Below are 11,660 nucleotides of genomic sequence, written 5' to 3' on the forward strand. Positions count from 1 at the left end.
AATGAATATTCGCCAATGAATATTGATTTCTAGTCTTTGATTAGATCGTTCTTTAAAAATTTGGGTATGTGATAGAAAGATAGACTGAACGTTACTTTCACTGGTAACGGATCAGGCTAAGGTAAAATTTGTAAGTAATTGCGAATTTTCGGCGAATGTCGTCTTCACAGTATAACCAGATTGCTTGGGGTTATATGGTCAAGTGAAGAAGCGCATACGGTGGATGCCTTGGCAGTCAGAGGCGATGAAAGACGTGGTAGCCTGCGAAAAGCTTCGGGGAGTCGGCAAACAGACTTTGATCCGGAGATGTCTGAATGGGGGAACCCAGCCATCATAAGATGGTTACCTTACACTGAATACATAGGTGTATGGAGCGAACCAGGGGAACTGAAACATCTAAGTACCCTGAGGAAAAGAAATCAACCGAGATTCCCTTAGTAGTGGCGAGCGAACGGGGACTAGCCCTTAAGTGGCTTTGAGATTAGCGGAACGCTCTGGAAAGTGCGGCCATAGTGGGTGATAGCCCTGTACGCGAAAATCTCTTAGTCATGAAATCGAGTAGGACGGAGCACGAGAAACTTTGTCTGAATATGGGGGGACCATCCTCCAAGGCTAAATACTACTGACTGACCGATAGTGAACTAGTACCGTGAGGGAAAGGCGAAAAGAACCCCGGAGAGGGGAGTGAAATAGATCCTGAAACCGTATGCGTACAAGCAGTGGGAGCAGACTTTGTTCTGTGACTGCGTACCTTTTGTATAATGGGTCAGCGACTTATTTTCAGTGGCGAGCTTAACCGAATAGGGGAGGCGTAGCGAAAGCGAGTCTTAATAGGGCGTCTAGTCGCTGGGAATAGACCCGAAACCGGGCGATCTATCCATGGGCAGGTTGAAGGTTGGGTAACACTAACTGGAGGACCGAACCGACTACCGTTGAAAAGTTAGCGGATGACCTGTGGATCGGAGTGAAAGGCTAATCAAGCTCGGAGATAGCTGGTTCTCCTCGAAAGCTATTTAGGTAGCGCCTCATGTATCACTGTAGGGGGTAGAGCACTGTTTCGGCTAGGGGGTCATCCCGACTTACCAAACCGATGCAAACTCCGAATACCTACAAGTGCCGAGCATGGGAGACACACGGCGGGTGCTAACGTCCGTCGTGAAAAGGGAAACAACCCAGACCGTCAGCTAAGGTCCCAAAGTTATGGTTAAGTGGGAAACGATGTGGGAAGGCTTAGACAGCTAGGAGGTTGGCTTAGAAGCAGCCACCCTTTAAAGAAAGCGTAATAGCTCACTAGTCGAGTCGGCCTGCGCGGAAGATGTAACGGGGCTCAAACCATACACCGAAGCTACGGGTATCACCTTCGGGTGATGCGGTAGAGGAGCGTTCTGTAAGCCTGTGAAGGTGAGTTGAGAAGCTTGCTGGAGGTATCAGAAGTGCGAATGCTGACATGAGTAACGATAATGGGTGTGAAAAACACCCACGCCGAAAGACCAAGGTTTCCTGCGCAACGTTAATCGACGCAGGGTTAGTCGGTCCCTAAGGCGAGGCTGAAAAGCGTAGTCGATGGAAAACAGGTTAATATTCCTGTACTTCTGGTTATTGCGATGGAGGGACGGAGAAGGCTAGGCCAGCTTGGCGTTGGTTGTCCAAGTTTAAGGTGGTAGGCTGGAATCTTAGGTAAATCCGGGATTCTAAGGCCGAGAGCTGATGACGAGTCATCTTTTAGATGACGAAGTGGTTGATGCCATGCTTCCAAGAAAAGCTTCTAAGCTTCAGGTAACCAGGAACCGTACCCCAAACCGACACAGGTGGTTGGGTAGAGAATACCAAGGCGCTTGAGAGAACTCGGGTGAAGGAACTAGGCAAAATGGCACCGTAACTTCGGGAGAAGGTGCGCCGGTGAGGGTGAAGGACTTGCTCCGTAAGCTCATGCCGGTCGAAGATACCAGGCCGCTGCGACTGTTTATTAAAAACACAGCACTCTGCAAACACGAAAGTGGACGTATAGGGTGTGACGCCTGCCCGGTGCCGGAAGGTTAATTGATGGGGTTAGCTAACGCGAAGCTCTTGATCGAAGCCCCGGTAAACGGCGGCCGTAACTATAACGGTCCTAAGGTAGCGAAATTCCTTGTCGGGTAAGTTCCGACCTGCACGAATGGCGTAACGATGGCGGCGCTGTCTCCACCCGAGACTCAGTGAAATTGAAATCGCTGTGAAGATGCAGTGTATCCGCGGCTAGACGGAAAGACCCCGTGAACCTTTACTATAGCTTTGCACTGGACTTTGAATTTGCTTGTGTAGGATAGGTGGGAGGCTTTGAAGCGTGGACGCCAGTTCGCGTGGAGCCAACCTTGAAATACCACCCTGGCAACTTTGAGGTTCTAACTCAGGTCCGTTATCCGGATCGAGGACAGTGTATGGTGGGTAGTTTGACTGGGGCGGTCTCCTCCTAAAGAGTAACGGAGGAGTACGAAGGTGCGCTCAGACCGGTCGGAAATCGGTCGTAGAGTATAAAGGCAAAAGCGCGCTTGACTGCGAGACAGACACGTCGAGCAGGTACGAAAGTAGGTCTTAGTGATCCGGTGGTTCTGTATGGAAGGGCCATCGCTCAACGGATAAAAGGTACTCCGGGGATAACAGGCTGATACCGCCCAAGAGTTCATATCGACGGCGGTGTTTGGCACCTCGATGTCGGCTCATCACATCCTGGGGCTGAAGCCGGTCCCAAGGGTATGGCTGTTCGCCATTTAAAGTGGTACGCGAGCTGGGTTTAGAACGTCGTGAGACAGTTCGGTCCCTATCTGCCGTGGACGTTTGAGATTTGAGAGGGGCTGCTCCTAGTACGAGAGGACCGGAGTGGACGAACCTCTGGTGTTCCGGTTGTCACGCCAGTGGCATTGCCGGGTAGCTATGTTCGGAATAGATAACCGCTGAAAGCATCTAAGCGGGAAACTAGCCTCAAGATGAGATCTCACTGGAACCTTGAGTTCCCTGAAGGGCCGTCGAAGACTACGACGTTGATAGGTTGGGTGTGTAAGCGCTGTGAGGCGTTGAGCTAACCAATACTAATTGCCCGTGAGGCTTGACCATATAACACCCAAGCAATTTGCGTCGAAGAGACCAAATTGCGGTGTGTGAAGACGAAACGAACCGAAAGTTCGAGATCTTGCAAAACACCGAAAGCTATCACATACCCAATTTGCTGAAGCGAGGCCAAATGGCCACGACTCAGTACCCGAATTTCTTGACGACCATAGAGCATTGGAACCACCTGATCCCATCCCGAACTCAGCAGTGAAACGATGCATCGCCGATGGTAGTGTGGGGTTTCCCCATGTGAGAGTAGGTCATCGTCAAGATTAAATTCCAGAACCCCTGATTGCTTATGCAGTCAGGGGTTTTGTTTATGTAGAAGTCCATGATTTTCACCGGCACGTTGCGAACGCAACGGTCTGGTACACAGAATTTCTTGACGACCATAGAGCATTGGAACCACCTGATCCCATCCCGAACTCAGCAGTGAAACGATGCATCGCCGATGGTAGTGTGGGGTTTCCCCATGTGAGAGTAGGTCATCGTCAAGATTGAATTCCGAAACCCCTGTCTGCTAGCGCAGACAGGGGTTTTGTCGTTTAAGGGCTGGGCAAACAACTAGAACCGGCTCACCCTTTGCGTGCCTTACTGCTTCGCCTGGCCATTAACTTGTGCCACCATATATAGATCCCGGTAGCAGACAACATCGCGATCACAGCTCCCAGCAGCGCAATCAGCACCTGACCCATCACCCCGATGATCCTGCCCCCATGGATCGGCAGTTGCAGCCGATAAAAGCGCTCTCCCAACGTACCTTGCCCTGCTATTTCCTGCCCCAGTAAACGCCCATCCGTCCCGTGGAAAAACAACCAGGATTTCCCATGGGCCTCGGTATCATGTTGTCCAAAACCCGCCCCATAAAAGTTGTACTCAAAGCTGTAGTAAAGCTCTCCAATCGCCGCCGTCAGTCCCAGCCGCTTGCCTTCCTCCAGCGCCCGCTCATAGGCCTGTTGATAACTCAGTTGTGTCACGCCCAATTGCTCGGCGGGTAACCCGCCACGGGCCTCATAGACGCTAGGCTCAACCGGTGAGAACAGCGAGACAGCAGGCTTGAACACCTGGCTCGGCAAATTCATCGCGACGCTGCTGACTGCAATCGGCAGCAACAACAGCCAAAGCCATAACCCGCCTGCACGATGCAGGTCGAAGTTCAGCCGGTAAGCGTGGCCGCCCTTGATCTTCCACGCCGTGGACCACTTCTTCCAGAACGGTTTACCTCTCGGCAGGGTCAGCCACAGCGCGATAAAACAATCGAACACCCATGCGATCGCCACCAGTCCCATCAGCCACAAACCCCAATTACCCGGCAGTGTCAGGTTGTAGTGAAATTCCAGAATGAACGGAATGAAGTTCTCGCGCTGAAAGCAGCAAGCCCCCCAAACACGCCGGCCCATTTCTTCGCCGCTGACCGGATCCAGGTAAAAGACCTGGTTGGGCTCCTCAAAGGGTTTGCCCGTCGCCGGATCGTTTCTCGCAACTGCCGCCAGCATCGCGGTATGACCGGCCTCTTGTGGATACTCCATGTACCAGACTTGCAGTTTGGGATGCTGCCCCTGCAACGTGTCCACCAGTTCACCTGGCGGCAATGCCGAACCTTTGGCCGTTGCTCCATAAAAGCCGGGATTGAGCCATTCATCCAACTCATGGTTAAACGCCAGAAGGCTGCCCGTGAGTCCCGCCATCATCAGAAACAACGCCGTTGCCAACCCGATGTAGCGATGAAGTAAAACCAGCAATGCGCGCATAAAAATTTCCTGCAAAGACGACAAAGCCAGCGCCTGGAATCAGGAACTGGCTTTGTATGAATCGAGAGGGATCAGAACTGGTAGCTCACCGTCGCACTGACGTTGCGCTCTTCACCCAGGTAGCAGAAGTTCAAACTGGCACACGACGCCACGTACGACTCGTTCGTCAGGTTGTTGGCATTCAGGCGTACATCCACACCTTTCAGTCCAACCTTGCCAAGGTCATAACCCATCGAGGCATCAAACAGCGTGTAGGCGGGCACCTTCATGGTGTTCTCCGCATCTGCCCAGCTGTAGCCGACATAACGAACACCACCACCGAGTCGCAGGCCATCCAGTGCGCCGCTATCGAACTTGTAGTCTGCCCATACCGACGCCATATGACGCGGCGCCTGCGTCGGCGAGTTCCCCTTGTTCTCGATCACGTTGTCCGCAGTACTCAGCGTGCTGACCATCGACTTCGAATACTCGATATCGGTGAAGGTATAGCTGCCCAACAATTTGAGATGGTCGGTCAACTGCATATGCGCCTCCAGCTCCAGGCCCTGGGAGCGCACAGCGCCGACCGCGCGATAGAAGTTTTCCTGCGGCAGTTTGGTCGCCAGGTTTTCCTGGTCGATGCGGAACAGCGAGGCCGTGAACAAATTGTCGGTACCCGGCGGCTGATACTTCAAGCCGACTTCCCACTGGGTGCCGTCGGTAGGTGCAAGGGGATTGCCGGCACTGTCCGAATAGGAGTTCGGGTTGAAGGATTCGGAATAGCTGACGTAGGGCGCGAGACCGTTATCAAACAGGTAGAGCGCTCCGGCCCGGCCGGTCAGTTTGGTACGTTTATCACTGATCTCTGTGCCCAGCGGTCGTCCCGCTTCGGCAATGCGATTTTCATCGGAGGTCTCAACCCAGTCCTGACGCAGCCCGAGGGAGAACCGCCACTTGTCCATCTCAATCAGGTCTTGCAGGTAAACGCCGGTCTGCTCGAGCCGGCGCAGATAACTGGTTGGGCTGTAATAGCTGATCTCGGAATTGCCATACACCGGGTTGAACGCATTGATTGGCGCAAGAGAGCCGCTGCTCCAGTCCACGACGGTTTTGCGCCGCTGATAGTCCGCCCCCATCAACACCGTATGCTTGGTCGCGCCGGTAAAAAATTCAGCCTGCAGCATGTTGTCGATGATGAACGCATGCAGCTTTTCGTCACCGCCTGAGTAATAGCGATTCAACTCATTACTGGTGGGCGTAGTCCAGCCATAGGCATACACCTGGTCCAGCCGGACCTTGGAGTCCAGATACCGAAAGTTCTGCCGCGCCGTGAAAACATCATTGAAGCGATGCTCGAACTGATAGCCGAACGACTGTTGATCACGCTTGTACCCATCAATGCCCGGCTCGCCTTCGAAGAAGTGATTGGAGATCCGCTGGCCGTTGCGCTGATGCAGCGCGCCATCTGCCGGCATGCCTCCGTGGTAGCCACCGTCGGGGTCATGCTGCAGGTAAGCCTGGAGTGTGAGGGACGTGTCATCGGTAAAGTCGATGCTCAAGGTGGGTGCCAGCGCGTAGCGTTTTTCCTTGGCATGGTCGAATTGCGTGTCGGACTTGTCTGCAAGCCCGGTCAGTCGGTAAGCAATGCGCTTGTCGTCATCCACCGGGCCGCTGAAGTCGAAACCCATGCCTCGCTGCCCTTGGGAACCTATCGTGGCCTGGACCTGATGGTATGGCTCAAACAATGGCTTCTTGCTGGTCAACGCCACCAGCCCACCCGGCGAGCTGCGCCCGTAGAGCACCGATGACGGTCCTTTGAGGATATCTACGCGCTCGAGGAAATACGGGTCCACCTGCATGGTGCTGTAGGTTCCGCTGTCACCCATGGATTTCAAACCGTCTAGGTAGATGTTATCCACCGAACCGTCGTTGAAACCACGCATCGCCACATAGTCATAGCGGTGAGTGGCGCCATAAGGGTTGGTCAGCACGCCAGGGGTGTAACGCATGGCCTGGGCAACGGTTTGCGAGCCTTGGTCGTCCATCTGCTCGCGGGTCACCACTGAAACCGTCTGAGACGTTTCCAGCAGCGCGGTACTGGTCTTGGTGGCGATCTGGCTGTGGGTCGCGTTGTAGCCTTCCATGCTGCCCAGGGCATTACCCAGGGCGAAGCCTTTGATGTCGGTGGTCGGCAAGGTCAGCGCCTCGCTCTCGGGCTGGACCTGCAACACGAAACTCACGTCGTCCTGCGCCTGCGCCTGCAAGCCTGAGCCGTTGAGCAATTGGCTCAGGCCCTGTTCGGCCGAGTACTCCCCGTGCAGCCCGGGAGACTGTCGGCCCTGAGTCTGCGCAGGCGTGCTGGAAAGGGTGATGCCTGCCTGACGGGCAAACTGATTGAGCACATCGCTCAGCGCGCCTGCCGGGATGTCATAGCGCTGGCTGATACGTTCGACCCCGCTATCAGCCGCGACACCGGCCACTGGCAGCAAGCCGATGCTCATCGTGGTCGACAGCAATGCTGCGCGTACGGCTTTGCCGAGCAAAGGGTAGGAAGAGGGAGAGTTGCTGAAAAAACGCACAGTCATTATCGAGATCCGTAGAGGTCGCTGAAGGCAGATTGAATTGCTTACTGTCTAAGCCGGACTCACGGAAAAAAGCCGCCAAAAATAAATCAGGCACGCCAAAAATAATCAGGCCTGACGCTCCAGGCTCACCCACCAGCGGGTGCGATAGCGCAGGCGCACAGGCAGCGTCTGCGGAAGGATCGCCAATAGTTTCTCGGTGTCCTCCAGGCGAAAAACACCAGACAAGCGCAAATCTGCGATATCGCTCGAGCAGCCCAGATAACCATGGCGATAGCGCCCCACCTCCGCCAGGAAATCGGCAAGACGCATGTTGCGGGTGACGATCAATCCGTCGGCCCAGGCCCCTGTATCCATATCCGAAGGCGGTGCCAGAGCGGCCGCATTCTGACGCACCAGGTAGCTTTCTCCTGCATGCACTTGAGTGAAAAGCCCGTCGGCGGTATGCGGTGAATGAATCGCCACGTTGCCTGACGCGACGCTCAGGCGTGTGCAATCGCTGTCCTGGCGCACCACAAATCGCCCGTCGATACCTTCGAACAAACCATGGCGGGTGCGAACCAGCAGGGGGGCGGTCGCCGCGGCGCCGCAGGTCACCAGGATTTCCCCACGCACCAATGTGATCAAGCGTTGTTGCGGGTTGAAGTCGAGGTCCACTGCGCTATCGGTATTGAGCTGCAGGCGCGTGCCATCCGGTAGTTGCACGCTACGGCGTTCGCCAGTGGTGGTAGCCAGGTCAGAGGTCCAACGCTGCCAGCCGGTGAGGTCTCGGCTGACCCAGGCCGCCGAACCCATCAACAGCACGCCGGACAATACCTTCAATGCCTGCCGGCGCCCAAGGCGCTGGGCACTGTTCTCCAGCGCCACATGGGCCCCGGGAATCGCCGCCAACTGGCTGCTTAATTCATGCTGCAGTGCCTGCACGCGTTGCCAGGCCAACTCGTGTTCATGATGAGCCTCGCGCCAGTGCTCGCACTGCGCCTTCAGGCGGACATTGGCGCGATTGTTACGCAGACGCAGCATCCAACTGATGGCCTGCTTGACCACCTGCGGGTCGATTCCTGCGCGCGCGGTGTTATCCATCGAGGTCATGCCTCATACCGCAGCACATAACAGTGATAAAGCGCCTCGGCGACATAGCGCTCCACCGAACGCAGTGATACATCCATCTGCTGCGCAATCTGCTTGTAAGTCAGGCCGTCGCATTGAGCCAGTAGAAACGCCTTGCGTACCTTGGGCTTGAGTCCGTCCAGAAGCCGGGCGATGGACTCCAGCAATTCCAGAATCAACGCACGTTCTTCAGCACTCGGCGCCAAGGCTTCGGGCAAATGCGCGATGGACTCCAGGTAGGCGCGCTCGATTTCTTCGCGACGCCAATGATCGATCACCAGGCCCCGCGCGATAGTGCGCAGGAAAGCGCGAGGGGCCTTGAGTTCGAAACGTTCGGTTTTTTGCAGCAGCCGCACGAACGTGTCCTGGGCCAGGTCCGCCGCATCCGCTGCGTTACCCAGACGGCTGCGCAGCCAAGTGTTCAGCCAGCCATGATGGTTGCTGTAAAGCGTCTGTACTGCGTACTCGGATGAGGGCATTCACACGGCCTGGCAAAGCGTCACAAATGATAATTAGTCGCATTGTCGACAAGCCTGAAAAATTTTGCAACTCCTGACGTTAGAGCGCTACCACTGGTCGGTTTCTGACATTAAAAGCAGATGCTTCTCACAAATTCCTAAGATTTATCCTGCCTTGGCCGAAAGCCTGACGAGCCATGCGTGCACCGAAATAGAGCAGTCGCAGAGTCTGCCTATACCGTTACATGGAATGTTGCATCCGGCACGCTCACCCCCTTTTGGCAAAAAGAAGTCAATGAAATGAATCTCAAGTTCAGTCATAAAATTCTGTTGGCCGCGTCAGGCGTAGTGGTTCTGGCCTTCGCGTTATTCACGTTCTACAACGACTACTTGCAGCGCAATACCATCCGGCAAAACCTGGAGTCGTCCATTCAGCAATCCGGTGAACTCACCGCCAGCAGCGTGCAGAACTGGCTCAGCGGGCGGGTGCTGGTACTGGAAAGCCTCGCGCAAAACGTGGCCCATCAAGGCAGCTCTGCCGATCTTCCGGGGTTGGTCGACCAGTCGGCATTTACCTCCAACTTCCAGTTCACCTACGTCGGTTCCACCAACGGCGTGTTCACCCAGCGTCCCGACGCCAAAATGCCCGATGGCTACGATCCGCGTCAGCGTCCCTGGTACAAGCAAGCTGTCGCAGCCGACAAGACCATGCTTACACCGCCCTACATGGCTGCGGTAGGCGGGCTGATCGTGACCATCGCGATGCCGGTGAAAAAGAATGGCGAACTGCTTGGCGTGGTCGGCGGTGACCTGAGCCTGCAAACCCTGGTGAAGATCATCAACTCGGTGGATTTCGGCGGCATCGGCCATGCATTCCTGGTCAGCGGTGATGGCCAGGTGATCGTCAGCCCGGATCAGGACCAGGTGATGAAGAACCTCAAGGACATCTACCCGGGCACCAACGTGCGCATCGAGAAGCTCAGCCAGGAAGTGGTCTTGAATGGCCAGGAACGGATTTTGTCCTTCACCCCGATCAGCGGGTTGCCGAATGCCGACTGGTACATCGGCCTGTCGATCGACAAAGACAAAGCCTACGCACCGCTGGGTAAGTTCCGTACCTCGGCATTGATCGCCATGTTCATTGCGGTTGCCGCCATTGCCGTGTTCCTGAGCGTCCTGATCCAGGTCTTGATGCGCCCGCTGACCACCATGGGCCGCGCCATGCAGGACATCGCTCAGGGCGAGGGTGACCTGACCCGCCGCCTGACAGTGGAAAGCAAAGACGAGTTCGGTGACTTGGGCAGTGCCTTCAACCAATTCGTCGAGCGTATTCACGCGTCGATTTCCGAAGTTTCCTCGGCGACGCGCCAGGTGCACGACCTGTCCCAGCGAGTAATGGCCTCGTCCAACGCGTCGATCATCGGTTCCGACGAACAAAGCGCGCGCACCAACAGCGTGGCCGCAGCGATCAACGAACTGGGGGCCGCCACGCAGGAAATCGCGCGCAACGCCGCTGATGCTTCGCAACACGCCAGCGGTGCCAGTGAGCAGGCCGATGATGGGCGCAAGGTGGTTGAGAAAACCATCCTGGCGATGTCGGAGCTTTCGCAAAAAATCAGCCTGTCCTGCACGCAGATTGAAACCCTGAACGCCAGCACCGACAACATCGGCCACATCCTGGACGTGATCAAAGGCATCTCCCAGCAAACCAACCTGTTGGCCCTCAACGCCGCGATTGAAGCGGCACGTGCCGGTGAGGCCGGGCGTGGGTTTGCCGTGGTGGCGGATGAAGTACGCAACCTGGCGCACCGCACCCAGGAGTCGGCAGAAGAGATCCACAAAATGATCACCTCGTTGCAGATTGGCTCGCGTGAGGCCGTGACCACGATGAACGCCAGCCAGACCTCGAGTGAAGAAAGCGTCGAGGTCGCCAACCAGGCCGGTGAACGCCTGGTCAGCGTGACGCAGCGGATCGTCGAGATCGACGGGATGAACCAGTCGGTAGCGGCCGCCACCGAGGAACAGACCGCCGTGGTGGAAACCCTCAACGTCGACATCAACCAGATCAACCTGCTGAACCAGCAGGGCGTGGCCAACCTCAACGAAACCTTGAAGGATTGCGACGCCTTGTCTCAACAGGCCAACCGCCTGAAGCAGTTGGTCGACAGTTTCAAAATCTGATCGATGAACACACAGGAGCGAGCCTGCTCGCTCCTGTCTCCTTTAGCCAAACATCGCTCGCACATTCGCCAGCGCACCGTCGGCGAATGCCTGCACAAACGGCTCAAATCCCTCCGCGCCAGGTTCAACCGGCTCGGCGATGATCGTCCAGGTCACCCGTGAGGATCCTGCTCCCAACGGTTCGACATCCATGGCGGCCCACAACCGTGCTACGCCCAAGGTGTTGTAGATGGTGGTCCAGGTCATGCGCATGGCCTGCTCGTCGCGGCTGTTGAGTTGCTCCACCACCAGGTGTCCATCGTGGAAGAACTTCTTGCGCAGCGATCCCGCGCCCGCACCAGTGATTTCGATGTGGGACAAGGCGGGGATGAATCGATCAAATCCGCCAAAGTCACCGACCACCGCCCACGCACCGGCGGCATCACAGGCAACCACAACTGAGGACACCACAGGTTTGGCGCAAGGGTTGCGAATCAACGTATCGGGTTTCATAAGGTCTTCCTTCAATTGAG

6 protein-coding genes and 3 rRNA genes are annotated in these 11,660 nt (G+C 55.9%); 4 read left to right on the forward strand and 5 right to left on the reverse strand.

Annotation, left to right across the window (positions count from 1 at the left end):
• Positions 1-196: 196 nt before the first annotated feature.
• The 3 genes from C0058_RS00620 to rrf (C0058_RS00630) all read left to right on the forward strand — a co-directional run bounded on the left by C0058_RS00620 (position 197) and on the right by rrf (C0058_RS00630) (position 3,584).
• Positions 197-3,090, forward strand: a 23S ribosomal RNA gene (locus C0058_RS00620).
• Positions 3,091-3,243: 153 nt separating this feature from the next.
• A 5S ribosomal RNA gene (gene rrf / locus C0058_RS00625) occupies positions 3,244-3,359 on the forward strand.
• Positions 3,360-3,468: 109 nt separating this feature from the next.
• A 5S ribosomal RNA gene (rrf, locus tag C0058_RS00630) occupies positions 3,469-3,584 on the forward strand.
• 78 nt (positions 3,585-3,662) lie between these two features.
• On the opposite strand, the gene C0058_RS00635 is transcribed toward rrf (C0058_RS00630), so the two are convergent.
• From C0058_RS00635 to C0058_RS00650, 4 genes are all read right to left on the reverse strand, one after another.
• A complete protein-coding gene (locus tag C0058_RS00635) occupies positions 3,663-4,838 on the reverse strand; it encodes a PepSY domain-containing protein (RefSeq protein ID WP_102367846.1) in 1,176 nt (391 codons plus the stop codon).
• A gap of 71 nt (positions 4,839-4,909) precedes the next feature.
• On the reverse strand, positions 4,910-7,402 hold the full coding sequence (locus tag C0058_RS00640) for a TonB-dependent siderophore receptor (RefSeq protein ID WP_102367847.1): 2,493 nt from the start codon (positions 7,400-7,402) through the stop codon (positions 4,910-4,912).
• A 105-nt stretch (positions 7,403-7,507) separates the two neighbouring features.
• Entirely contained in the window at positions 7,508-8,491 is a 984-nt protein-coding gene (locus C0058_RS00645; RefSeq protein ID WP_003218246.1) for a FecR domain-containing protein, read from the reverse strand.
• Positions 8,488-8,988 carry a sigma-70 family RNA polymerase sigma factor gene (locus C0058_RS00650; RefSeq protein ID WP_102367848.1) on the reverse strand — a complete coding sequence of 167 codons (501 nt, stop codon included), beginning with the start codon at positions 8,986-8,988 and terminating at the stop codon, positions 8,488-8,490. The genes C0058_RS00645 and C0058_RS00650 overlap by 4 nt, the downstream gene beginning before the upstream one ends.
• A gap of 279 nt (positions 8,989-9,267) precedes the next feature.
• On the opposite strand from C0058_RS00650, the gene C0058_RS00655 reads away from it, so the two are divergent.
• A complete protein-coding gene (locus C0058_RS00655) occupies positions 9,268-11,148 on the forward strand; it encodes a methyl-accepting chemotaxis protein (RefSeq protein WP_003218243.1) in 1,881 nt (626 codons plus the stop codon).
• A 42-nt stretch (positions 11,149-11,190) separates the two neighbouring features.
• On the opposite strand, the gene C0058_RS00660 is transcribed toward C0058_RS00655, so the two are convergent.
• Positions 11,191-11,640 (reverse strand): SRPBCC family protein, encoded by a 450-nt coding sequence (locus C0058_RS00660; RefSeq protein WP_008433617.1) that lies wholly within the window; start codon positions 11,638-11,640, stop codon positions 11,191-11,193.
• Positions 11,641-11,660: the final 20 nt, after the last annotated feature.

This window comes from Pseudomonas sp. NC02, assembly GCF_002874965.1.
Lineage (GTDB): Bacteria > Pseudomonadota > Gammaproteobacteria > Pseudomonadales > Pseudomonadaceae > Aquipseudomonas.